Consider the following 23,555-nt stretch of genomic DNA (forward strand, 5'->3'; position numbering starts at 1 on the left):
TGTGGGATAAAAGCCCGGGAGGATAGGTTTCACTCTATGTGTTGGAATCTATCATTCCGGGCTTGTTTATTTTTAAAATTCGTTTTTATTTCAATCATAAGGAGGATTATAATGGTAAAAAACAATGAAAAGAGAGGCTTTCTTGACAACTTCTTTAAACTTAAAGAGAATGGCACTACAGTAAAGACAGAGGTCATTGCTGGTATTACGACTTTTATCACGATGGCTTACATCATCTTTGTAAATCCATCGATACTTATGCAAGCTGGTATGAATGCGAAAGGCCTTTTAGGCACTCAAGCAGTAAAAGCAGGTTTGTCTATAGCAAATGACCCTGTAATAGGCGCGGTTTTTGTCGCTACTATATTATCGTCTGTAGCTGCTACTTTAGTCATGGGATTGTTTGCAAATGTTCCTTTTGCTTTATCAGCAGGAATGGGCATGAACGCATTTTTTACATTCTATGTTGTATTGACATTGCACTATTCTTGGCAAGCGGCACTATCACTTGCACTTATAAGCGGCATAATAAATATCATCATTACCGCCACTAAGTTAAGGATACTTATAATAAAGGCGATACCGCAGTCATTGAGAAGCGCTATTGGTGCAGGAATTGGGCTTTTCATTGCAATCATAGGCATGGAAAATGGCGGTATTGTAACGAAAAGCAGCGATACTTTGATAACTTTAGGAAATTTCAAGGATCCTGGCGTAATACTTACTGTAATCGGCATTGCAATAATTGCTATACTTATGAGCAGAGGCGTTAAAGGCGCTATACTGATAGGTATAATTGCCACGACGATTATAGGTATACCGATGGGAATAACGAACGTTTCTAATCTTAAGACGATTGTGCAGATGCCTCCAAGCTTGGCACCAACATTTATGAAGCTGGATTTTGCTGGATTATTAAAGCCTGGCACTGATGGAAATATCATTTCGATACTTACAGGCCTTATAACTGTAATACTGGCGTTTAGCTTGGCTGACATGTTTGATGCAATAGGCACATTGATTGGCACAGGTACAAAGACAGGGATTTTTAAAGAAGATGATTTTGAAAAGTCAAATGGCGGTTTTAAGACGAAATTTGAAAGAGCATTATTTGCAGATGCCATAGGTACAACGTTAGGTTCTTTCTTGGGTACAAGCACTATAACTACTTATGTTGAGAGTGCTTCAGGCATAAGTGAAGGCGGAAAGACTGGTTTGACATCAACTGTCGTTGCAATTCTTTTCTTGGTGTCATTATTCTTTGCGCCAATAATAGGAATAGTTCCTTCGCAAGCCACAGCTCCTGCCCTCATCATCGTTGGGGCATTGATGATAGGCTCTGTGACGAAGGTGAATTTTGAAGATTTTAGTGAAGCATTTCCTGCTTTTATGACAATTGCTTTCATGCCATTTACTTACAGTATATCAAATGGCATAGCTGCAGGATTTATCTTCTATCCGATCACGAAGATAGTTGTTGGTAAGGCTAAAGAAGTTCATCCATTAATGTATATAATTGGACTTTTGTTCTTATTGAGATTTGCATTCTTTATGGGGTAAAGCAGATAAAATGCAGAAAGGAAGAAATTCCTTTCTGCATTTTGCAAATAAAACAAATATAGAGGAGGAGTCTAACGTTATGGCGAAAGTTGCAGTTGTCATGGGAAGCGATTCAGACTTTCCATTGATGAAGAAAGCATTAGATGTTTTTAAGCAGTTTGGAATTGACTATGATGTAAGGGTTATTTCAGCACATAGGACACCAGATGTGGCGCACGACTTTGCAAAAAATGCAGCTTATAGAGGATACGAAGTCATAATAGCGGCAGCAGGGAAAGCAGCTCACTTAGCTGGTGTCATGGCATCTATGACGCCGCTTCCTGTCATTGGAGTTCCTGTAAAATCATCTACATTAGATGGTTTGGATTCGCTTTTGTCTACTGTTCAAATGCCTCAGGGCATACCAGTTGCCACTGTTGCCATAGACGGAGCATACAATGCGGCGTTGTTGGCAGTAGAGATACTTGGGGTAAAGTATCCTGAGATTATGGAAAAAGTCGTTGAATACAAAAACAATTTAGCAGAGGAAGTTATTGAGAAAGATAAAAAATTACAGGGGGAGATTTTATAATGGAAAAGTTAAGCATGTTGTACGAAGGTAAGGCGAAAAAGGTCTATAAGACTACAGATGAAGATTATTACATTATTGAGTACAAAGATGATGCTACAGCATTTAACGGCATAAAAAAAGGCACTATTCAAAACAAAGGCGTGTTAAACAATGAAATATCTGCTATTTTGTTTGAGCTACTTGAAAAAGAAGGCATTCCAACACATTTTGTAAAAAAACTTAGTGACAGAGAAATGCTTGTTAAAAGCGTAGAAATCTATCCTATTGAAGTTTTAATAAGGAATTATGCAGCAGGAAGCATATCAAAGAGATTAGGGATAGAAGAAGGAACAAAACTTAAAAGGACGGTTTTAGAATTCTGCTACAAGAACGATGAGCTTGGAGATCCTTTCATAAATGAGTACCACATAGAAGCGATGGAATTAGCCACAAAGGAAGAAGTAGATACTATAAAAGAATATTCTTTTAAGATCAATGATATACTTTCAAAATTTTTCACATCGAAAAACATCATTTTAGTAGATTTTAAATTGGAATTTGGCAAATCTAAAGATGGCATAGTTTTGGCTGATGAGATTTCACCAGACACGTGCAGATTTTGGGACAGCGTAACGAAGGAAAAACTGGACAAAGACAGGTTTAGAAGAGATCTCGGAAATGTAGAAGGAGCTTATGTGGAAGTATTGAATCGACTTGAAAAACAGTGAGGTAAAATTATGATTGAAACTGTAAAGTTAAAAGAAGAATGTGGAGTATTTGGAGCATTTAGCTTAAATAATCCGATACATCACCATATATACTATGGACTTCAAGCACTGCAGCATCGTGGTCAGGAAAGCGCAGGAATTGCTGTGCTAAAAGGCTCTTATGTAAACTGCATAAAAGGTATGGGGCTTCTATTAGAAGTGTTTTCTAAAGAAAACATAGATGACCTTGAAGGAAATGTAGGAATAGGTCATGTAAGATATTCGACTACTGGAAACAGCGATGCCTGCAATGCGCAGCCATTTGTTGCGAATTTTAGCAGTGGATATATGGCTTTGGCGCATAACGGCAATTTGATAAACGCATTAGAGCTTAGAAAAGAGCTGGAAGAGGAAGGCAGGATTCTTCAGACCACATCTGACAGCGAGATCATACTTCACTTGATAGCTAAGTATTATCGCAACGGACTGGTGGAATCTCTCGTAAAGACGATAGAAAAGATTAAAGGCTCGTACGCATTGGTTATATTGATGGAAGACAAGCTAATAGGAATAAGAGACAAAAATGGCATCAGACCACTTTGCATAGGCGTAAAGGATGGAAATTACTATCTATCATCTGAATCGTGCGCACTGGATGTGATTGGAGCAGAGCTTATTAGAGATGTAGAGCCTGGAGAGATAGTTATAATAGATAAAAATGGTTTAAACTCTGTGAAAGTCGACACTTTTGAAAAAAAGATGCCATGTGTTTTTGAGTATATATACTTTTCGAGGCCTGACAGCGTATTAGAAGGAGTTAGCGTTTATAAGGCAAGGTATGAAATGGGAAAGAGATTAGCCATAGAAAGCAGTGTAGATGCTGATTTGGTGGTACCCGTTCCTGATTCTGGAGTACCGGCTTCGCGAGGATACTCTTTTCAATCAGGTATTCCAATAGGAGAGGGGCTTATTAAAAATAAGTATATAGGACGAACTTTTATCTGTCCAAAACAGAAAGACAGGGAAATCGGTGTGCGAGTCAAATTAAATGTCTTAAAAGAGCTGGTAAAGGATAAAAGAATCGTATTGATTGACGATTCTATTGTACGAGGCACTACTATGAAAAGGCTTGTGTCGCTTTTGAAAAAAGGCGGTGCAAAAGAAGTACACGTAAGGATAAGTTCTCCTCCTGTCAAGTATTCCTGTTATTTTGGAATAGATACTCCTACTAAGAAAGAGCTGGTAGGTTCATACATGGAAGTGAAGGATATCCGGGATTACATTGGAGCAGACAGCTTAAGCTTTTTAAGCTTAGAAGGTTTAAAAGAAAGTGTGGGCTTAGAAAGCATCTGTGCAGCATGTTTTGATGGAAAGTATCCTATGGAAGTCCCAAAAGAAGGCAGCAAATACCTTTTTGAAAAAAAGTAAATTTAAGGAGGATGCCATGGACTACAAAGATGCTGGTGTAAATATAGATGAGGGAAATAGATTTGTAGAAATGATAAAGCCTATTGCGAAAGCCACTATAAAAGGCGGTGTTTTAAATGGAATAGGCGGTTTTGGAGCTCTTTACCAACTGACAGATTATAAGAATCCTGTTCTGGTTTCAGGCACAGATGGGGTTGGGACAAAGCTAAAGATTGCTTTTATGATGAAAAAGTACGATACTATAGGTGTAGACTTAGTTGCCATGTGTGTTAATGATATAATCGTCAGTGGTGCAAAACCTTTATTTTTCCTTGACTACTTTGCTACTGGGAAGTTGCAAAGCGATGTAGGCATTGAAGTTATAAAAGGCATTGCAGCAGGATGCAGTGAAGCGGAGTGTGCATTGATAGGAGGAGAGACAGCAGAGCTTCCAGGTATGTACAATGAAGGCGAATTTGACCTTGCTGGTTTTGCAGTAGGCGCTGTTGAAAAAGACGAGATAATCGACGGCAGAAATATTGAAGTCGGTGATGTAATAATAGGACTTGCATCATCAGGGATACACTCCAATGGATATTCATTGGTGAGAAAAGTCTTGTTTGATGTAGGCAAAATGAGCACTGATGATTATATAGAAGAATACGGACTGTCGTTAGGGGAAGTCATCTTAAAACCTACAAGAATATATGTGAAAGCTTTTAAATCCTTAAAAGGCATAAACATTAAAGGGATGGCCCACATAACAGGCGGAGGATTTGTAGACAATATACCGAGGACGTTAAAAGACGGCGTATCTGCCAGAATAGACAAAAAATCGTGGGATGTCCCGCACATATTTAGCCTAATAAAAGACATTGGAAACATTGATGACATAGAAATGTACAGGACGTTTAACATGGGAATCGGGATGATCATTATTGTTCCAAATCATCAATGTGACGATGCAGTAAGCCGGTTAAAAGCTGCGGGTGAGAAACCATTTATAATAGGAGAAATTGTAAATGGTGAAAAAGAGGTATTGCTATGAGATTATTGGTTATGGCGTCAGGAAATGGCACTGACTTTCAGTCTATCATAGATGGCATTAAAAGCGGATATATCAACGCTGAAATTGTGGCTCTTATTAGCGATAAAGAAGGAGCGTACGCTTTGAAAAGGGCTGAAATGAACAATATACCTGCTTATTGTATCCCTAAAAAGAAGTTAAAAGACAAGTTTTATAATGAGCTTGCCAATGTTATCAATGAGATAAATCCAGATGGAATAATCTTGGCAGGTTTCATAACGATATTGAACGAAGAGATCGTAAATAAGTATCATAATAGGATAATAAACATACATCCGTCTTTAATACCATCGTTTTGTGGCAAAGGGTACTACGGCATAAATGTCCACAAGGCTGTCGTTGATTACGGTGTAAAATACACTGGCTGCACAGTTCATTTTGTTGACTCAGGCGCAGATACGGGGCCTATCATAATGCAAGATGTGGTAAAGGTTGAAGATGACGATACACCTGAAACGGTAGCATCTAAAGTCTTGAAGCTGGAGCACAGATTGCTGCCTTATGCTGTAAAGCTGTTTACTGAAGGAAGGCTTAAAGTTGAAGGAAGAAAGGTTTATATAAAATAGGAGGTATGATGATGTCAAAGAGAGCATTGATAAGCGTGTCTAAAAAGGATGGAATTGTGGACTTTGCAAAGAAGTTAGATGAGATGGGATATGAGATATTATCGACTGGCGGCACGTACAGGCTATTAAAGGATATGGGCATAAACGCCGTAAAAGTCTCAGATGTTACAGGTTTTCCTGAGATCTTAGATGGCAGAGTCAAAACACTGCATCCTAAGATACACGGAGGACTTTTAGCCATAAGAGACGATGAAAACCATAGAAGGCAGTTGGAGGAAAATGGTATAAAGCCTATCGACATAGTAGCAGTAAATCTGTATCCTTTTAAAGAGACGATATTAAAAGACGATGTTACGCTGGAAGATGCAATAGAGAATATAGACATCGGCGGACCTTCCATGATTAGAGCTGCGGCTAAAAACTACAGATACGTGACAGTCTTAGTTGATCCTGACGACTACGATAAAGTTGTTGAGGAGATAAAAGAATACGGCAATACGAAGGAAGAAACCAGATTTTACCTTGCGATGAAAGCATTTGGACACACCGCATCATACGATTCACTTATATACAATTACCTTTTAGATAAAAATGGCGTAGAGTTTCCTGATACAATAACCTTTTCTTTTGAGAAATCGCAGGACATGAGATATGGCGAGAATCCACATCAAAAAGCTGCATTTTACAAAAACTCATTGAAATCTTTTGGAATATCTGAATGCGTAAAGCTGCATGGGAAAGAGCTTTCTTTCAACAATATAAACGACGCAAATGCTGCGATTGAACTACTTAAAGAGTTTGATGAACCTGCCGCAGTGGCAGTAAAGCATACAAATCCATGTGGCGTTGCAGTTGCAGACAATATATACGATGCCTTCAAGAAAGCTTACGAATGCGATCCAGTTTCAATATTTGGCGGCATTGTGGCGTTTAACCGCAAATTAGATGCAAATACGGCTTTAGAGCTTTCGAAGATATTCTTAGAGATAATAATAGCTCCTGACTTTGAGGAAGAAGCGTTGGCGATTCTTGAGAAAAAGAAAAATGTTAGAATTCTCAAACTTTCAGATGGATATGTAAAAGAGTACGATTTGAAGAAGGTAGAAGGCGGAATATTGGTTCAGGAAAAAGATGAAGTTGACCTGTACGATGATAAACTGACTGTCGTCACAAAAAATGCTCCAAGTGAAAGGGAGCTTAAGGATTTAAGGTTTGCTTGGAAAGTCGTGAAGCATGTGAAATCAAATGCCATCGTTTTGGCTAAAGACGGCATGACTGTTGGAATTGGAGCAGGGCAGGTGAACCGCATTTGGCCTACAGAGCAGTCCATAAGACAAGCAGGTGAAAAAGCAAGGGGAAGTGTGTTGGCTTCAGATGCGTTTTTCCCATTTCCTGATGTTGTGGAAGAAGCATCAAAAGCAGGCATTACATCAATTATCCAGCCAGGTGGGTCTATAAATGATGATGCATCCATTGATGCGGCAGATAAAGCTGGGATTTCAATGATATTCACAGGTATAAGGCATTTTAAACATTAAATGGATGCCTCGATTGTTTGGAGGAGAGAGTATGAATGTTCTTGTTATAGGTGGCGGTGGCAGAGAGCATGCCATAGTTAAAAAGATCAGGGAAAGCGAAAAGGTAGATAGAATATATTGTGCCCCCGGAAATGGTGGTATTTCTGATATAGCAGAATGTGTTGATATAAATGTATCTGATGTGGAGAAGCTTAAGAAATTTGCTATTGATAGCAATGTAGACTTGACGATCGTGGGTCCTGAAGTTCCTCTGATGAAAGGCATAGTTGATGAATTTGAAAGCAGCGGACTTAGAATTTTTGGACCGAGAAGAGATGCCGCTGCTATAGAAGGCAGCAAATATTTTACAAAACTGCTGCTTCATAAGTACAACATTCCTACTGCCAGATTTAAGGCTTTTGACAGATATGATGCGGCATTAAACTTTTTAAAGGATGTATGGTATCCTGTTGTCATAAAGGCTGACGGATTAGCGCAAGGAAAAGGAGTATTTTTGGTATACAGCTATAAAGAGGCAAAAGAAGCTTTAGATATACTTATGAAGGAAAAACGGTTTGGAACATCTGGCGATACAGTGATAATAGAAGAGATGCTTTTCGGAAAAGAAGTTTCTGTGTTGGCATTTACTGATGGAAATACGATAGTCCCGATGGTATCTGCTATGGACTATAAGAGAATCTACGATGGGGATAAAGGGCCAAATACAGGTGGCATGGGCAACATAGCTCCAAATCCTTACTTTGGTGATAAACTGCTTAGTGTTGTAGTGGAAACCATATTAAAACCAGTCATAGCTTCTCTGAAAAAAGAAGGGATAGTATACAAAGGAGTCCTTTACGCTGGGCTAATACTTACAGAAGATGGACCGAAAGTTTTAGAATTCAATGCAAGGTTTGGAGATCCTGAGACACAGGTTGTCCTTCCGCTTTTAAAGACAGATCTTATTGACATAGTAGAGGCTATAATCGATGAAAGGCTTAGTGATATGAAAATAGAATGGGAGGATAAAAAAGCTGTCTGCGTAGTGGCAGCGTCAGAAGGTTACCCTGGTGAGTTTGATACAGGGCATGATATAACAGGTGTTGAAAATACAGATGGAGTTTTTGTCTACCATGCAGGAACTGTAAAAAGAGACGGCAAGTACAAAACGTCTGGTGGGAGAGTCTTGGAAGTCACAGCGCTGGGAAATACTTACGAAGAAGCAAGAGAAAAAGCGTATGATGAGCTTAAGAAGATACACTTTGAAGGAATGTATTTTAGAAGCGATATAGGCATCATTTGAAAGTGAACCCGTATGGTTTTGCCATGCGGGTTTTTTGCATCTTTGTTATCAATCCACACTTTTTGTGATATTATATAATAGAATATCAACAAAATAGGATGTGGTGAAATGGATAGAAGACCGATAGGAGTGTTTGACTCAGGTGTAGGCGGACTTACAGTATTGAAGAAATTAAAGGAACTATTGCCAAATGAGGATTACATATATTTTGGTGATACAAAAAGAGTGCCGTACGGTGATAAGCCTAAAGATGAAATAGAAATGTATGCAAAGCAGATAATCAATTTTATGAATGAGAAAAACACTAAGATAATAGTTATTGCTTGCAATACTACGTGTGCTTCAATCGATAAGAGTGAATATAACGAGATTCTTTTTAGTGTTTTGGAAGCTGGGGCCGAAAGCGCTGCCGGCATTACAAGGAACAATAAAGTTGGTATAATAGCTACTACAAGGACAGTAGAAAGCGGTAGCTACGCTAAAACTATAAAACTTAAAAATAAAGATGCAGACATTTTCCAAAAAGCTTGTCCAGGATTTGTTCCATTGGTGGAAAAAGGGCTATCAGAAAGTGACGAATCGTTTAAATTGGCTGAGGAATATTTAAAAAATTTAAACGATGAGGGAATTGACACGCTTGTCTTAGGGTGTACCCATTATCCGATACTTTTAAATGCCATCAAAAATGCCGTAAGGGAAGATGTGCTAATAGTTGATCCGGCTATTAGATTGTCATATGATGTGATGAATTATTTGAAAGAAAATGATATGCTTAATTTGACTGGCGGTGAAACTCATTATTTTGTAAGCGGCGATGCGAAAAAATTTGCAGATGTTGCGAAACTCATACTAAATGAAGATATCGAGAACATAAGCTGCGTTGACATAGAGAAATATTAAAATTATAAAGAGGGGAGAAACATGAATGAAATTTTAAAAGAAGCCATAAAGATTCAAGAGGAAATCGTAGAGATAAGGAGAAAAATACACAGAGAGCCGGAGCTTGGATTTGAGGAGACAAAGACGTCTGAGCTTGTAAAGAGGTATCTTGGCAGTTTAGGAATCGAAACAAGGACAATTGCAAAGACCGGCATTGTAGGGACGATTTACGGCAATGGGCAGAAAACTATAGCTATTAGAGCTGATATGGATGCACTTCCAATACAGGAAGAAAATGATTTGCCTTATGCTTCGGCTGTACCTGGCAAAATGCACGCTTGTGGACATGATGTGCATACGGCAATTGCTCTTGGAGCAGCTAAGCTTATATCTAAGATGAAAGATAAAATTGATGGCAATGTGAAATTTATCTTTCAACCTGCTGAGGAGACTACAGGAGGAGCTAAGCCTATGCTTGATGCAGGTGTTTTTGATGATCCAAAAGTAGATGCGATCATAGGCTTGCACGTAGACCCAGACCTCAATGTTGGACAAATTGGCTACACATATGGAAAAGCTTACGCGTCATCGGATATGTTTGACATAAACGTAATAGGCAAAAGCAGCCATGGAGCGGAACCCCACAAATCTGTAGACCCTATAGTAATATCTGCAAACATAATCAACATGATTCAAGCAGTCGTAAGCAGAGAATCAAATCCATTAGAGCCTCTTGTCATAACTATCGGCAGCATTGAAGGCGGATACGCCAGAAATGTCATTGCCAGCAAAGTGCGCATGTCTGGAATAATAAGGATGCTAAATGAGGAAAACCGCCACAAGATAGCCTCAAGGGTTGAAGACATAGCTAAAAATACTGCAGAAGCGATGGGAGGCAAAGCCGAATTTAATCGCGTGGAAGGATATCCGTGCCTTATAAACGATAGCAGTATGATAGACATAATGAAAAGAAGTGCTGCATCAATCGTAGGTGATAGCAATGTAATAAGCGTATTGCCGACGCTTGGCGTTGAAGATTTTGCATACTACTTGAAGAAAGTTCCCGGATGCTTTTATAAATTAGGATGTGGAAATAAGGAGAAGGGAATAGATAAGCCCATTCACAACAACATGTTTGACGTTGATGAAAGCTGCATTCCTTATGGCATAGCTATACATGTATTGACTGCCATAAATTATTTAAAAAATGACTCAAAAGATGCAGTTAAGCAAAAGAGGACGCTTAAAAATATGTTTAATTACAGCGACTCTTTATAGAATTAGCAATTTTATTAAAAAATTTTTGTAACCAATAAAAATAAATTGGAAATCAAAAACGCCTTTGATACATATTTATGCATAATTTTTTGCCATATATAGCCATGCTGATGTATAATTTTGAGAATAGGTTTATATATTTGCAAAAATACAGGAAATCTTGCAAAAATAATTTATATGAAGTAAATCTTGACAAAATTAGATTTTTGATGCATAATATGTATTGAAGGGTGGGTGATGAAAGATGTTATTTATAATTACATTGATGGCATTTATAATGATATTTGTACCCGCAACGATAGAGAAAGACAATACTGAGTACGAAGAATTTTTAAGAAGTGAGTTTGGCTACAAAGATACGGTTGATACAGCAATTAAAAATGAAGATTTCAGTGAATTAGCGTATAGTTACAAGTTAAGATAGATGAAAGATTCCTCCCATTTAAAACACTACATCCGGCTATGCCGGATATTTTTATTTTCTGCCCCGAACCCATTGGCTTAATGTTGGTAAATGTGAAGAAAAATGATAAAATATAATGTATCAACAATCAACGAGGTGATATAATGGAGATAAAAGTTGAAAGCTTTAAATTAGATCATAGAACGGTGAAAGCACCGTACGTGAGAAAATCAGGCACTTTAGTTGGACCTAACGGTGATGTTGTAACCAAATACGACATAAGGTTGACACAGCCAAATGTAGATTCAATACCTACAGGTGGCATTCATACATTAGAGCATTTATTTGCTACTTACTTTAGAGATTATTTCGACGACATAATAGATATTTCACCTATGGGGTGCAGGACTGGATTTTACCTTACAAAGTTTGGAGACACATCAATTGACGAGATAAAAGATGCCTTGAAAAAAGTCTTGGAAAGGGTCTTAGCTACAAAAGAAGAAGATGTGCCTGCTACAAATGAGATTCAGTGCGGAAATTATAGAGACCATTCTCTTTTTACAGCGAAAGAATATGCGAAGGCTGTTTTGGAAAAACTTTGATGAGTAATATATATTAAAAGCCGCGAATAAACTATTGTGAGGTGTCATGTATGCGCAATAGATCTTTTGTTCGCGGTGCTTTTATTTTAACTATAGCCAATATAGTTGATAGGACTATTGGGTTTGTATTCAGAATCATTCTTTCTAATCTGCTGGGCTCTGAAGGAACCGGCATATATCAAATAGCCCTGCCAATTTATTTTGTATCGATAACATTTATAACATCAGGCATTACGGCAGTTACGTCCCGGTTTGTGTCTGAAGAAAGAGCCAAAAATAACAAAAAAAATATTTTCAGCATAATGGAAGTTTCTTTTTTTATCGTAATTGTAATGGGTATAGCAATTTCTTCTATAATATTTTTTAATGCCAAGTACATATCAAACAACTTGCTTCACGAGCCACGAGCGTATCTATCAATATTGATTTTTTCACCTGTACTGATTGTGGTTTCATCATCTTCTATATTCAAAGGCTTTTTCCAAGGTTTAATTAACATGGTTCCTGCATCGGTGTCTGAGATTGTTGAGCAGATAGTGAGAGTTTTTTTGACATTGTATTTATTCAGCGTATTTACAGGAATGAAGCTGGAGTATGCTGCAGCAATAGCCGTATTTGGAATAGCCATAGGAGAAGTAACAAGTTTTATCATGTATATATTTTACTACAGGCGCGAATTAAAATACATAAACGAGGAAATGCCAAATGAAGGTACAATATGGAAGAAGGCAGATATTGCAAAGACAGTAATAAAGACATCTTTTCCAATTACCATCTCAAGAATGATTGTAAACATTTTGGACTTGTTTGAATCTCTAATTATACCTTCAAAACTTGTTAAATCGGGACTTTCACACAAAGAAGCTATATCTGAGTTTGGTAAGCTGTCTGGGATGGCTTATCCTCTTGCATACATGCCTGCAGTTATAACAATGAGCTTATCAGTTACAGTGCTTCCTGCCGTTTCAGAAGCGGCATCTTTAAAAAGATGGGATACAGTAAGACAGAGGATAAATCAAGCGATAGGGTATACTACTATGATAGGCATACCGGCAGCCGTATTGTTTGTAATGTTGCCTGATGAAATAGCTTCACTGCTTTACCCTAAAAGTCCAGGCGTCGGCGTACTTGTTAAGCTTATAGCTGCAGGAAGCATTTTTGCGTATCTTGAATCAATAGTCACAAGCATATTAAATGGGCTTGGAATGCAAAATTTAGTTTTGAGAAATTCTGCTATATGGACTGCAATCTCTGTGATTGCCATGTATTTATTAGTGCCTATACCAAGTTTAAGGCTTTTCGGGTACATTTACGGCTTCATATTCGCTGATGCCTTTGTCTTCTTTTTAAATTTTAAAGCATTAGTTAAGCTTACTAATTTAGAAATTGATTTTAACAATTGGTTCTTAAAACCACTTATAGCTGCACTTATAATGGGCATTTATGACACGATCGTTTATTTTAATCTGACTGCAGCAATTGCGAACGAATGGATTACAATGTCTATTACAGTATTATCGGGATTTTTAGTGTACATTATATCATGTCAACTTGTGAAGCTTCCATACTTGGAGGACTTAAACAGACTGATATTTTCCAGAAATAAATAATAAAACCCGCTTAAAACGGGTTTTTTCTCATGTTAAAAAGCTGGAACTATAGCGCCTTTGTACTTGTCTTCGATAAATTTCTTGACCTCATCAGAATTTAAGGCTTTTGCCAACTTTTGTATCGCTGGATCGTTTTGATTGTCCTCCCTTACGACTAATACATTAGCATAAGGAGAATTTTTGTCTTCCATAAAAATTGCGTCCTTTAGAGGATTTAAGTTTGCCTCTAATGCAAAATTAGTGTTTATAATGGCTAAATCCACATCTTGAAGTGTCCTTGGAAGCTGAGGTGCTTCAAGCTCTACAATTTTTAGGTGCTTTGGATTATCTACGATGTCTCTGGGAGTCTGTGTAAGGCCATTTGGATCTTTTAGCTTGATTAGTCCCTCTTTTTGCAGTAGCAGCAGTGCTCTTCCTTCGTTTGTAGCATCATTTGGTACAGCTACTGTTGCGCCATCTTTCAACTCATCCTTTGATTTTATCTTTTTTGAATATGCGCCCATCGGTTCCACGTGCACTTTGACTAATGGGACTAATTTTACATTATTTTTCTTTTCAAAGTCCTCAAGGTACGGAACGTGCTGGAAGAAATTTGCATCGATTTGCTTGTCGACAAGTGCAGTATTTGGCGTCACATAATCTGTAAATTCTTTTATTTCAAGATCTATGCCTTCTTTTGCAAGGATAGGCTTTACTACGTTAAGTATTTCTGCGTGTGGGTTTGGCGTTGCGCCAACGACTATTTTCGTCGTTTTATTAGAGCTATCTGCATTTGAGTTTGCATTGGATGCGGTGGATACATTGTTGGACTTTGTGCATCCTGATAAGATAAATGCAAATGTTAATATAAGCGTGAGAAATAACAATGATTTTTTCATTACATACCATCCTTTCATCTTTTATCAACTTTTTTTGCGAGATAGTTTCCTATTCTTTGCACGATTTCTACAAAGATTATTAAGACGATGATTGTGGCAATAAGCACATCTGTCTGAAACCTTTGATACCCATATCTTATAGCGAGATCTCCTAAACCACCTCCTCCGATAGCACCTGCCATAGCAGAATACCCTAAGATGTTTATCACTGTAAGGGTTATTCCCAGTACAAGCGATGGCAATGATTCTGGAATCATGACTTTAAATATTATCTGTGGTATTGAAGCGCCAACTGATATAGATGCTTCAATGACGCCCCAGTCTACTTCTTTTAGGGATGACTCTATAACTCTTGCCACAAATGGTGCCGCTGCAATGGACAGTGGCACTATGGCTGCAGTAGGTCCTATAGTTGTGCCAACTATAAGCCTTGCCAATGGGAAGATCGCGATTATGAGAATTATGAATGGCACAGATCTCATGACATTGATCACAGTACCTAATATCTGATTTAACTTTAGATTTTCCTTTATATGACCTTTATCAGTTATGACGAGTATTATGCCAAGAGGCATTCCTATGATTACTGAGAAAAGCGTTGAGAAAAATACCATGTATAAAGATTCCCAAAGAGGCTCTTCCATAAGCTGCCACAAGTTTAACAGATATTGCAATGCATTAGACGATACCATTTTTAAGCACCTCTATTCTAAGACCATTATTTTCTAAGAATTTTATCGCATCTTTTATGGAGTTTTCTTCACCACTTATTTTTATTAGGAGATTTCCTATTTGTGAGTTTTGCACCCTTTCGATATTTCCAGAAATGATATTAACTTCAACATCAAAATTTTTTATCATGTGGGATATGACAGGCTGATTGCTGCTGCTGTCAAAAAACGATAATCTTAAGATTTCCTCGTTTGGATTTTCGTCATCAAGCAATATATCTGGCGGAAGTTCAGCTATCATATCTTTTAAAAATCTCTTAGACGTTTCTGTTGAAGGATTTGAAAAGATGTCTATTACATTTCCTTCCTCGATTATTCTACCGTCTTCTAAGACTGCCACTTTGTCGCACAGATTTCTTATGACAGACATTTCGTGAGTTATCACCACGATTGTAATTCCGTATTGCTTGTTTATGTTCTTTAAAAGATTTAAAATGGATTCTGTCGTGGTGGGGTCTAAAGCGGATGTGGCTTCATCAGATAGAATTATGTCTGGGTTATTTGCTAAAGCCCTTGCAATGCCTACACGCTGTTTTTGACCTCCAGACAACTGCGAAGGATATGCGTATTTTTTGTCTTTTAAATCTACTACATCCAGCAACTCATCAACGCGCTTTTTTATGACAGAGTCGCTGACTTTCGAGATCTTAAGAGGAAATGCTATGTTTTCATACACTGTAGAGTTCATCAGAAGATTGAAATGCTGAAATATCATGCCAATCTTCTTTCTCATATTTCTCAGTTCTTTTGGCTTTAGCTTTGTCATTTCTACGCCGTTTATCAATATGCTGCCAGATGTGGGTTTTTCCAGCATGTTGATGCATCTTATCAATGATGATTTTCCTGCGCCGCTTAAACCCATTATGCCGTAAATTTCACCATCGCTTATGGTTAAGTTGATGTCTTTTAAAGCCACTACGTCTTTTCCGCTTGTGCTGTAAACTTTGCTTAAATTTTTTATTTCGATCAAATCTTCACCTTCTTTTCACAAATGTAATTTAAAAAAGCAATAAAAAAAACCTCCAATGAAAGAGGTTTCGTCCTCTCTCATCTCTCAGCAATCGCTGCAGGAATTGGCACCATTGCACATACGTGCCGGTTGCCGGGTTTCATCGGGCCAGTCCCTCCACCTCTCTGGATAAGAGAATAATTTCGTTTTTAGTTGTTAAAATGATTATATAGGATAGATGTTGAAAAGTCAAGCAAAATTTTCATTCGACAGTATTAAATTTTTGTCACAATGAATCTGACAGTGTATTCACAAGTTTGTGTTGATTTAGTTAATAAATTGGTTATAATTAAGATGAAAGATAAGTTAACTTATTAATAATTTGTCGTAGACGAAAGGACAAATATTTATGAAAGAGTTAAGTAGGCGCCAATTAGAAATTTTCAAAAGGGTTCTTTCGAAAGAAGTTTCCAGTCTAGACGATATCGTCGTTTTATACAAGTTAAGCAAAAGGACTGTTTACAGGGAAATAAATGCCATAAATGAGTATATAAAAGGATACAATTTAAGGCTTAAAAATGACGATGGTATATTAGTCTTAGAGGGAACTGATAGCGATATTGAAAAATTCAAATTTGACGTAATAGGGTATAGGCCAAGCATTGATGCTGACAAAAGGCGAAAATTGATATTGTCTGAGCTTTTGCAGATGAAAGAACCTGTAAAGCTTGAGTACTTTGCTAAAGAGTACAATGTGACTACTGCGACAATAAGCTATGACATCAAAGAGATTGATAAGTGGCTAAATAAGCAAAATGTTACAATTGTAACTAAACCTGGCGTTGGCATATACGTAAAAGGCGATGAAAGCAATATAAGAAGGGCTATAATAAATTTTTTATACGACAATGTAGAGACAAAAGACCTAATTGAGTTTTTAAATAAAGGGTACAATAATATAAACAAGCTTAGTGAAGACATAAATGATAGATTACTCAGGCTTATAGACTACGATACGGTTCTAAAGATAGAAAAGGCCATACAGAAATTGGAGAAGTCTCTTGATTACGAGTTAGCCGAAAGCTCCTACATGGGGCTTACAGTGCATTTGGCATTGGCTTTAAAAAGAATAAAAGAAGGCGAAAAGATAAAAATAGGTACTGAAAGCCTTTATGAGCTTAAGAAGTCAGATGAGTACAAGTTTGCGGAAATGCTCGCTGGATTTCTGGAAGAAGAATTTGATATTTCTATTCCTGAAGATGAAATCGGTTATATAACGATTCATTTACAGGGCGCAAGATATAGGGCAAATACCGAAGACGTAAATGACGAGCTGTTAAATGAAATACTGCATGAAATGATCAGTGTTGCAGAAGATGAATTTGGCACTAATTTTAAAGACGATACGATGCTTTTAAGTGGTTTAAAGACGCACTTAAGGCCTACTATTTTCAGACTTCGCATGGGCCTTGCTATTAGAAATCCGTTAATAAAAGACATCAAAGAAAGGTACAGCGGTTTATTTGAAAAATGCATATCTATTGCAAATGTGATTAAAGACAAGCTTAATGTTGATGTGCCTGATGACGAAATTGGCTATATTGCGATGCATTTTGGTGCATCTATGGCAAGAAAAAGTGACAAGACGAAAAGGCACAATATCTTAGTCGTATGTGCCAGCGGCATAGGAACATCCAGGATGCTTCTGTCAAAGCTTCAGATGTTTCCGCAATTAAACATTGTAGATACGGTATCAAGCTTGAGAGTCAAAGACTTTAAAGACAGAGATGATATTGACTTGATTGTATCTACAATTCCAATAGATGTAAAAGACAAAGAGACCATAATAGTCAATCCGCTTCTTTTAGATGAAGATGTGAAAAGGCTGAAAGACGCCTTAAACACAGATTTTATAATGGACTTTTCGGAGAAAAAAGTCATAGGCGACAGATACAAAGAGTTGGAACACATTGCATGGTATGGCAAGAGAATAATTGAGCTGTGCGATTCCCTTAAGCTTAAAGATGTGTATGGCAAGAACTCGAAAGCCATCATAGATTCTTTCTTAGAAGATTTTGCTGGTAATGATGGAATTAATAATGAGAAGATAAAGCAGATAGAAGATAAGCTTCTGGGTAGAGAAAGCCTCGGAAAGATTATACTTCCAGGAAAAGGATTTGTAATCTACCACTGTACAGCATCTGATTTGATTGAGCCAATCCTCATCTTTGGAAAAGTGAAAAGCGATGTCAAGATGAAAAATTTGATTAACGAGTATGAAACCATAAAAACGGCTTTTCTAATGGTCGCACCTGATGATGACAAGATGTGGATAGAAATACTTGGCGATTTAAGTGTTTCGTTTATTGAAAGCAAAGACTTGGTAAAAAATCTCAATGAGATTGATAAAATTGATGAGGCGAAGGAAATTGTCAAGAAAGCCTTGATGGATAAGTATTACGATGAAATAAAAAGAAATCTTGTAGGTGATTAAAATGTTTAGTATTTCGGTAAAACAGCGAAAAATTTTCTATACGATGCTGTCTTTAGTGTGGATTGCAACTGCTGTGTATTCTATGGTAAATGATACATTTGCACATGGCTTAGAGATTCTCTTGTTTGGTGCATTTTTCATTGCGGGAATTGCTCTTATACAAGCATACATGATAAGGATGCTTAAATTATATGACAAAAATTTAAAAAATGAAATAAAAAAGAAAAACAAAAAAAGGAGGTAATTTACTATGGCTATACATGGTGTTATATTGTGCAGTTGGGGTGCTACATCAAGCGCATTAGCCAAGAAAGTGACTGATGAAGCAAAAAAACAAGGTTTAGATGTGACAGTAGATGCAGGAGGCACAGGCGAATTCAAGAAGAAAGCTGAAGAATACGATGTTGCTCTTTTAGAGCCACAGGTAAGGCATTTAAAGAAAGAAGTAGAGACAATAGCCGAGAAGTTTGGCATTCCTGTTGACATCGTTGATATGCAGGCTTTTGCACTTATGGATGCAAAAAAGATATTGAATCAGATCATCGAGCTTGCTAAGAAAAATGGGAAAGATGCGTAGGAGGTAATAAGATGAACGAAAGACTTACTAACAATTGGTTTATGAAATGGATGGAGTCATCTTTGATGCCTGTACTGGCAAGGATTGCTCAAAATGTCATACTTCAATCTATAAGAGATGCTTTTTCAAGTTTTGCATTGCCAGTCATATTGACAGGTTCATTGTTTCTGATAATAGCTAATCCACCACTTGCAGAAGGTGCAAATTGGGGCCCTATTGTGGCATGGGCTAATGCTATTAAGCCTATTGCTGGTCAGTTGATGATTCCTTTCAACTTATCGTTTGGCATTATGGCTTTGATGGTTGCCTTTGGTACAGCATATAGTTTGGCTACTCGCTGGGATCTTGATGAAGCAATGACAGGTATCATTTCAATGTTAGCATTTTTGGTTACGACGTTCCCAGCATCAGACGTTACAAAGGTAAGCTTTGGCGATGTTTTAAATTACCTTGGTGGACAAGGTTTATTTGTAGCTATAATCATAGGTGTATTGACAGCAGTTGTTGTTAGATTCTTCAATAAGCAAGGTCTTGTCATTAAAATGCCTGAAGCCGTACCACCTTATGTTGTAAGAAGCTTTATGGCACTTGTGCCGATGTTTGTCATGGTTGTATCAGCTTGGATAGTAGAGTGGATCGTATGGGCTAACTTCAAAGTCACATTGCCACAGTTGGTAATAGAGCTATTTAAGCCGCTTGTTGCAGCATCAAATAGCTACTGGGCAGCTTTAGCTGAAATCATCCTTATGATGCTTTTGTGGTCGCTTGGAATACACGGCATGAATGTCGTATCATCCATAGCATATCCTTTCTGGATGAGCCAGCTTGCTGCAAATGTAAAAGCATTAAATGCACATCAACCGATGACAGGTATTGTCACAGAGCCATTCTTCCACATGTTCACACACCTTGGAGGTTCAGGTACAACATGGCCTCTTGTCATAATGTTCTTGTTCTCAGCATCAAAACAGCTTAAGACGATAGGTACAGCAGAGCTTATTCCTGCTATATTCAATATAAATGAACCGCTTATTTTCGGTGCTCCAATAGTTTTGAATCCTATATTGATGATACCATTTATAATTGCACCTGCAGCGGTTGTGACGATAAACTACATCGCATTCCATTTCCACTTAGTAACAGGACCATTGTACCAGCTTCCATTTACAGTTCCTGTGTTTATAGGTGGTTTCATATCAAGTGGTCTTGACTGGAGAGGACCGATTCTACAGCTTGTAAACCTGATTGTAGCAGGTATCATATACTACCCATTCTTCAAAATGTATGAAGCACAGCTTTTGAAGAATGAAAGAGAGCTTGAGGAAAAATAATTAAAAATATAGAAGAATGAAAGAGAGATTGAGGAAAAATAATTAAAAATATATAAGGAGAAACCCTTTGATGGAATTAGAGCAAATTATATACAATTTGGTCTTGCACGGCGGAAACGCCAGAGGCGAGGCGTATGAAGCATTAGATGCAGCAGAAAAAGGGGATTTTGAATCTGCCGAGAAGCATCTAGAAAAGGCTGATGAAGAATTTTACGCAGGTCATGATTATCAAAACGCATTAGTGCAAGGTGAACAAAGCGAAGCACCTAACTTCCTTGTTATACACGCTCAAGATCAGCTTATGACGGCTCTTGCAGAAAAGAATCTCATAAGAAGGCTTATAGAACTTTACAAGAGGTTAGATGCCCTTGAAAAGAAAGTAAAATAGACATTGAATTAAAAGGTGAGTCATCCTCACCTTTTAATTTTGCCATCAAGATATGTCTAAAGATGCTTTTTATCTTTTTTGCTTTAAAGTATTGAATAATTTGTGCAAATTTTGTACAATGGAGATGGACATTTTATAAAAAATTTTAAGAGAGAGGGATTGTCGATGTACGATTCTAAAATAAGGGACGAGAACGTGGACAAGCTTTTTGAAGCGATCTTAATGCTTAAAGACATGGAAGAATGTTATCGTTTTTTTGAAGATATAGCTACCATAAACGAGGTTAAGTCGCTGGCTCAAAGGCTTCAAGTGGCTAAAATGTTAAGAGATAGAAAGACGTATATAGAAATAGCCGAAAAGACAGGTGCCAGCACCGCCACAATAAGCAGAGTCAACAGGGCGCTTAATTATGGAGCAAATGGATACAATTTGATTTTAGATAGATTAAAGGAGAAATCTCGGTAAAGCCGAGATTTTATTTGATTATGGACATGATGATAAAATGGTTGATTAATTAAAAAGTTACATATACAATATAATCGTAAGTTTAGGTACAAATAATTTGTTTGGAGTGAATTGGATGAATATTCTTGAAGGACTAAATGACAGACAGAAGGAGGCAGTTGTCACTACAGAAGGACCTGTTTTGATTTTGGCTGGTGCAGGCAGCGGCAAGACGAGAGTTTTGACGCATAGAATTGCATATCTTGTAAGAGAAAAAAATGTGTCACCAGCAAATATCATAGCCATTACCTTTACAAACAAAGCGGCAGAGGAAATGAAGGATAGAGTGGAATCATTGCTGGGATATGTAGGGGATATTTGGGTTTCCACATTCCATTCGGCATGTGTCCGCATATTGAGAAGGGATATTGAAAAAATAGGGTATGACAGGAATTTCGTAATATACGATACACAAGATCAAAAAACGCTGATTTCTGACTGTATAAAAGAATTGAATTTGAATGACAAGCAGTACACGGCAAAAGGCGTGTTATCCGCCATATCAAAAGCCAAAGATAAGATGATATCACCAGATGACTTTCTATTAGAGTTTGGCAATGACTACAGAAATAAGAAAATAGCTGACGTCTATAAATTGTACCAGAAGAAACTCAAAAAGGACAATGCACTGGATTTCGATGACATAATAATAAAGACGATAGAGCTTTTTAAGAAAAACGAAGATATACTGAAATATTATCAAGATAAATTCAGATATATAATGATAGATGAGTATCAGGATACAAACAGGCCACAGTATGAATTTGTGAATCTATTGGCTAAAAAGTACAGAAACCTTTGCGTCGTAGGTGATGATGATCAAAGCATATATGGATGGAGAGGAGCCGATATAAAAAATATTTTAGATTTTGAGAAAGACTATCCGGAGGCAAAAGTTATAAAGCTTGAACAAAATTACCGCTCAACGCAGGTTATACTTGATGCAGCCAACAGCGTCATTGACAACAATGTTAAAAGAAAGAGAAAAAAATTGTGGACAGATAATAAAAACGGTGAAAAGATTGTCATATGGGAAGCACAGAATGAGAGAGATGAGGCTAATTTTATCATAGAGACGATAAAAAACTTGATTTCTGAGGGAAGAAAGTATTCAGATTTTGCGGTTTTATACAGGACGAACGCTCAGTCCCGTATATTTGAAGAGACTTGTATGGCGAATGACATACCATATAAATTGGTTGGGGCATTGAGGTTTTACGATCGAAAAGAGATAAAGGACATTATCGCGTATTTAAGGATTCTTGTAAATCCGTACGATGATGTGTCACTAAAGAGGATAATAAATGTGCCTAAAAGAGGCATTGGAGAGTCTACCGTAGCTTCTTTAGAAAAATACGCTTTAGACCACGATACAAGCATGTACTTCGCGATTCCTCATGTTGAGGTCAGTGGAAGAACGAGAAAGGCGCTTGATGGCTTTAAAGAGCTTATTGACGATCTGATAAGCCAGCTTGACTTTATGACTGTCACTGAAGTTATCGACTATGTACTTGATAAAACTGGGTATATAGAGGAGCTTAAAGCAGATGGCACTGAAGAATCTGAAGGAAGAATAGAAAATATAAATGAATTTATCGGCGCAGCACGTGAATTCATGGAAAGCTCACAGGATAAATCTTTAGAAGCCTTTTTATCAGGCATAACATTGGTATCCGATATTGATACGACAGGCGAAATCGGTGAAAGCGTAGTTTTAATGACGCTGCATTCGGCTAAAGGGCTCGAATTTCCTGTCGTATTTATGGCAGGAATGGAAGAAGGGATATTCCCAAACTCTATGTCGTTTGTTGACGAGCATGAATTGGAAGAGGAAAGAAGGCTGTGCTATGTGGGTATAACTCGGGCAAAAGAAAGGCTTTTTATGACTTATGCGAGAAATAGAAATTTGTACGGCAAGCCACAGTACAATACAGCCTCAAGGTTTATTAACGAAGTTCCTCGGGATTTGGTCATCGAATACGACAAAGGTAATGTTAAAAGAAATGACTATGTTTCAGTGTCGTCGTATATAAATACTTTTGCAAGGAAAGCGAATAATAAAGAAAACTACAATCCTGGAGATAAGGTTGAACACAAATTATGGGGTATTGGAACTGTGGTGAGTGTGGATGGAAACGGCGATGACAAAGAATTGACTGTTGCATTTCCTAATGTTGGCATAAAGAGGTTGTCCTTGAAATACGCTCCAATCAGGGCTATATCGTAAGGTG

23 protein-coding genes and 1 riboswitch are annotated in these 23,555 nt (G+C 37.5%); of the genes, 20 read left to right on the top strand and 3 right to left on the bottom strand.

Annotated elements, in window-relative coordinates; genetic code table 11:
• The first annotated feature begins 111 nt into the window (after positions 1-111).
• The 13 genes from GSH73_RS03250 to spoVB all read left to right on the top strand — a co-directional run bounded on the left by GSH73_RS03250 (position 112) and on the right by spoVB (position 13,472).
• Positions 112-1,560: an NCS2 family permease gene (locus tag GSH73_RS03250; RefSeq protein ID WP_014759410.1), complete on the top strand. Its 1,449-nt coding sequence runs from the start codon at positions 112-114 to the stop codon at positions 1,558-1,560.
• A gap of 79 nt (positions 1,561-1,639) precedes the next feature.
• A complete protein-coding gene (gene purE / locus GSH73_RS03255) occupies positions 1,640-2,131 on the top strand; it encodes a 5-(carboxyamino)imidazole ribonucleotide mutase (RefSeq protein ID WP_014759409.1) in 492 nt (163 codons plus the stop codon).
• Positions 2,131-2,838 (top strand): phosphoribosylaminoimidazolesuccinocarboxamide synthase, encoded by a 708-nt coding sequence (gene purC, locus GSH73_RS03260; RefSeq protein ID WP_014759408.1) that lies wholly within the window; start codon positions 2,131-2,133, stop codon positions 2,836-2,838. Before purE ends, purC begins: the two co-directional genes overlap by 1 nt.
• A 9-nt stretch (positions 2,839-2,847) precedes the next feature.
• Complete coding sequence (gene purF, locus GSH73_RS03265; protein ID WP_014759407.1) at positions 2,848-4,245, top strand: amidophosphoribosyltransferase; 1,398 nt, start codon at positions 2,848-2,850, stop codon at positions 4,243-4,245.
• 16 nt (positions 4,246-4,261) lie between these two features.
• Complete coding sequence (gene purM, locus GSH73_RS03270; RefSeq protein WP_014759406.1) at positions 4,262-5,272, top strand: phosphoribosylformylglycinamidine cyclo-ligase; 1,011 nt, start codon at positions 4,262-4,264, stop codon at positions 5,270-5,272.
• The gene (gene purN / locus GSH73_RS03275; protein WP_014759405.1) at positions 5,269-5,877 is read left to right on the top strand and encodes a phosphoribosylglycinamide formyltransferase; all 609 of its coding nucleotides are present in this window, start codon (positions 5,269-5,271) and stop codon (positions 5,875-5,877) included. The genes purM and purN overlap by 4 nt, the downstream gene beginning before the upstream one ends.
• Before the next feature lie 11 nt (positions 5,878-5,888).
• Positions 5,889-7,415, top strand: coding sequence for a bifunctional phosphoribosylaminoimidazolecarboxamide formyltransferase/IMP cyclohydrolase (gene purH / locus GSH73_RS03280; protein ID WP_014759404.1), 1,527 nt, complete (start codon positions 5,889-5,891; stop codon positions 7,413-7,415).
• A 31-nt stretch (positions 7,416-7,446) separates the two neighbouring features.
• A complete protein-coding gene (gene purD, locus GSH73_RS03285) occupies positions 7,447-8,697 on the top strand; it encodes a phosphoribosylamine--glycine ligase (RefSeq protein ID WP_014759403.1) in 1,251 nt (416 codons plus the stop codon).
• A gap of 108 nt (positions 8,698-8,805) precedes the next feature.
• Positions 8,806-9,597: a glutamate racemase gene (murI, locus tag GSH73_RS03290; protein ID WP_014759402.1), complete on the top strand. Its 792-nt coding sequence runs from the start codon at positions 8,806-8,808 to the stop codon at positions 9,595-9,597.
• 21 nt (positions 9,598-9,618) lie between these two features.
• Positions 9,619-10,854, top strand: coding sequence for a M20 metallopeptidase family protein (locus GSH73_RS03295; RefSeq protein WP_014759401.1), 1,236 nt, complete (start codon positions 9,619-9,621; stop codon positions 10,852-10,854).
• Positions 10,855-11,098: 244 nt separating this feature from the next.
• Entirely contained in the window at positions 11,099-11,278 is a 180-nt protein-coding gene (locus GSH73_RS03300; RefSeq protein WP_014759400.1) for a hypothetical protein, read from the top strand.
• Positions 11,279-11,421: 143 nt separating this feature from the next.
• On the top strand, positions 11,422-11,862 hold the full coding sequence (locus GSH73_RS03305) for an S-ribosylhomocysteine lyase (RefSeq protein WP_014759399.1): 441 nt from the start codon (positions 11,422-11,424) through the stop codon (positions 11,860-11,862).
• 50 nt (positions 11,863-11,912) lie between these two features.
• Positions 11,913-13,472, top strand: coding sequence for a stage V sporulation protein B (spoVB, locus tag GSH73_RS03310; RefSeq protein ID WP_014759398.1), 1,560 nt, complete (start codon positions 11,913-11,915; stop codon positions 13,470-13,472).
• Positions 13,473-13,504: 32 nt separating this feature from the next.
• On the opposite strand, the gene GSH73_RS03315 is transcribed toward spoVB, so the two are convergent.
• The 3 genes from GSH73_RS03315 to GSH73_RS03325 are packed head-to-tail and all read right to left on the bottom strand — an operon-like array spanning position 13,505 to position 16,051.
• Positions 13,505-14,350 (bottom strand): MetQ/NlpA family ABC transporter substrate-binding protein, encoded by an 846-nt coding sequence (locus GSH73_RS03315; protein ID WP_014759397.1) that lies wholly within the window; start codon positions 14,348-14,350, stop codon positions 13,505-13,507.
• A 14-nt stretch (positions 14,351-14,364) separates the two neighbouring features.
• The gene (locus tag GSH73_RS03320; protein ID WP_014759396.1) at positions 14,365-15,042 is read right to left on the bottom strand and encodes a methionine ABC transporter permease; all 678 of its coding nucleotides are present in this window, start codon (positions 15,040-15,042) and stop codon (positions 14,365-14,367) included.
• Complete coding sequence (locus tag GSH73_RS03325) at positions 15,029-16,051, bottom strand: methionine ABC transporter ATP-binding protein (RefSeq protein ID WP_014759395.1); 1,023 nt, start codon at positions 16,049-16,051, stop codon at positions 15,029-15,031. The genes GSH73_RS03320 and GSH73_RS03325 overlap by 14 nt, the downstream gene beginning before the upstream one ends.
• Before the next feature lie 74 nt (positions 16,052-16,125).
• Positions 16,126-16,226: riboswitch (SAM riboswitch) on the bottom strand.
• 213 nt (positions 16,227-16,439) lie between these two features.
• Here GSH73_RS03325 and GSH73_RS03330 point away from each other — a divergent pair.
• From GSH73_RS03330 to pcrA, 7 genes are all read left to right on the top strand, one after another.
• Complete coding sequence (locus GSH73_RS03330; protein WP_014759394.1) at positions 16,440-18,524, top strand: BglG family transcription antiterminator; 2,085 nt, start codon at positions 16,440-16,442, stop codon at positions 18,522-18,524.
• A gap of 1 nt (position 18,525) precedes the next feature.
• A complete protein-coding gene (locus tag GSH73_RS03335; protein ID WP_014759393.1) occupies positions 18,526-18,768 on the top strand; it encodes a hypothetical protein in 243 nt (80 codons plus the stop codon).
• Positions 18,769-18,774: 6 nt separating this feature from the next.
• The gene (locus tag GSH73_RS03340; RefSeq protein WP_013787521.1) at positions 18,775-19,101 is read left to right on the top strand and encodes a PTS sugar transporter subunit IIB; all 327 of its coding nucleotides are present in this window, start codon (positions 18,775-18,777) and stop codon (positions 19,099-19,101) included.
• A gap of 11 nt (positions 19,102-19,112) precedes the next feature.
• Positions 19,113-20,432 (top strand): PTS sugar transporter subunit IIC, encoded by a 1,320-nt coding sequence (locus tag GSH73_RS03345; protein ID WP_014759392.1) that lies wholly within the window; start codon positions 19,113-19,115, stop codon positions 20,430-20,432.
• A gap of 70 nt (positions 20,433-20,502) precedes the next feature.
• Entirely contained in the window at positions 20,503-20,820 is a 318-nt protein-coding gene (locus GSH73_RS03350) for a PTS sugar transporter subunit IIA (protein WP_014759391.1), read from the top strand.
• Between the two features lie 165 nt (positions 20,821-20,985).
• Entirely contained in the window at positions 20,986-21,285 is a 300-nt protein-coding gene (locus tag GSH73_RS03355; protein ID WP_014759390.1) for a YerC/YecD family TrpR-related protein, read from the top strand.
• A gap of 115 nt (positions 21,286-21,400) precedes the next feature.
• The gene (gene pcrA, locus GSH73_RS03360; protein ID WP_014759389.1) at positions 21,401-23,551 is read left to right on the top strand and encodes a DNA helicase PcrA; all 2,151 of its coding nucleotides are present in this window, start codon (positions 21,401-21,403) and stop codon (positions 23,549-23,551) included.
• Positions 23,552-23,555 lie beyond the last annotated feature (4 nt).

It is taken from the genome of Thermoanaerobacterium aotearoense (genome assembly GCF_009905255.1).
GTDB classification, from domain to species: Bacteria; Bacillota; Thermoanaerobacteria; order Thermoanaerobacterales; family Thermoanaerobacteraceae; genus Thermoanaerobacterium; species Thermoanaerobacterium aotearoense.

Excerpts from the sequence above, each read along its gene's own strand:
- GSH73_RS03250 (WP_014759410.1), top strand. The coding sequence starts at position 112 with ATGGTAAAAAACAATGAAAAGAGAGGCTTTCTTGACAACTTCTTTAAA.
- purE (WP_014759409.1), top strand. The coding sequence starts at position 1,640 with ATGGCGAAAGTTGCAGTTGTCATGGGAAGCGATTCAGACTTTCCATTG.
- purC (WP_014759408.1), top strand. The coding sequence starts at position 2,131 with ATGGAAAAGTTAAGCATGTTGTACGAAGGTAAGGCGAAAAAGGTCTAT.
- purF (WP_014759407.1), top strand. The coding sequence starts at position 2,848 with ATGATTGAAACTGTAAAGTTAAAAGAAGAATGTGGAGTATTTGGAGCA.
- purM (WP_014759406.1), top strand. The coding sequence starts at position 4,262 with ATGGACTACAAAGATGCTGGTGTAAATATAGATGAGGGAAATAGATTT.
- purN (WP_014759405.1), top strand. The coding sequence starts at position 5,269 with ATGAGATTATTGGTTATGGCGTCAGGAAATGGCACTGACTTTCAGTCT.
- purH (WP_014759404.1), top strand. The coding sequence starts at position 5,889 with ATGTCAAAGAGAGCATTGATAAGCGTGTCTAAAAAGGATGGAATTGTG.
- purD (WP_014759403.1), top strand. The coding sequence starts at position 7,447 with ATGAATGTTCTTGTTATAGGTGGCGGTGGCAGAGAGCATGCCATAGTT.
- murI (WP_014759402.1), top strand. The coding sequence starts at position 8,806 with ATGGATAGAAGACCGATAGGAGTGTTTGACTCAGGTGTAGGCGGACTT.
- GSH73_RS03295 (WP_014759401.1), top strand. The coding sequence starts at position 9,619 with ATGAATGAAATTTTAAAAGAAGCCATAAAGATTCAAGAGGAAATCGTA.
- GSH73_RS03300 (WP_014759400.1), top strand. The coding sequence starts at position 11,099 with ATGTTATTTATAATTACATTGATGGCATTTATAATGATATTTGTACCC.
- GSH73_RS03305 (WP_014759399.1), top strand. The coding sequence starts at position 11,422 with ATGGAGATAAAAGTTGAAAGCTTTAAATTAGATCATAGAACGGTGAAA.
- spoVB (WP_014759398.1), top strand. The coding sequence starts at position 11,913 with ATGCGCAATAGATCTTTTGTTCGCGGTGCTTTTATTTTAACTATAGCC.
- GSH73_RS03315 (WP_014759397.1), bottom strand. The coding sequence starts at position 14,350 with ATGAAAAAATCATTGTTATTTCTCACGCTTATATTAACATTTGCATTT.
- GSH73_RS03320 (WP_014759396.1), bottom strand. The coding sequence starts at position 15,042 with ATGGTATCGTCTAATGCATTGCAATATCTGTTAAACTTGTGGCAGCTT.
- GSH73_RS03330 (WP_014759394.1), top strand. The coding sequence starts at position 16,440 with ATGAAAGAGTTAAGTAGGCGCCAATTAGAAATTTTCAAAAGGGTTCTT.
- GSH73_RS03335 (WP_014759393.1), top strand. The coding sequence starts at position 18,526 with ATGTTTAGTATTTCGGTAAAACAGCGAAAAATTTTCTATACGATGCTG.
- GSH73_RS03340 (WP_013787521.1), top strand. The coding sequence starts at position 18,775 with ATGGCTATACATGGTGTTATATTGTGCAGTTGGGGTGCTACATCAAGC.
- GSH73_RS03345 (WP_014759392.1), top strand. The coding sequence starts at position 19,113 with ATGAACGAAAGACTTACTAACAATTGGTTTATGAAATGGATGGAGTCA.
- GSH73_RS03350 (WP_014759391.1), top strand. The coding sequence starts at position 20,503 with ATGGAATTAGAGCAAATTATATACAATTTGGTCTTGCACGGCGGAAAC.
- GSH73_RS03355 (WP_014759390.1), top strand. The coding sequence starts at position 20,986 with ATGTACGATTCTAAAATAAGGGACGAGAACGTGGACAAGCTTTTTGAA.
- pcrA (WP_014759389.1), top strand. The coding sequence starts at position 21,401 with ATGAATATTCTTGAAGGACTAAATGACAGACAGAAGGAGGCAGTTGTC.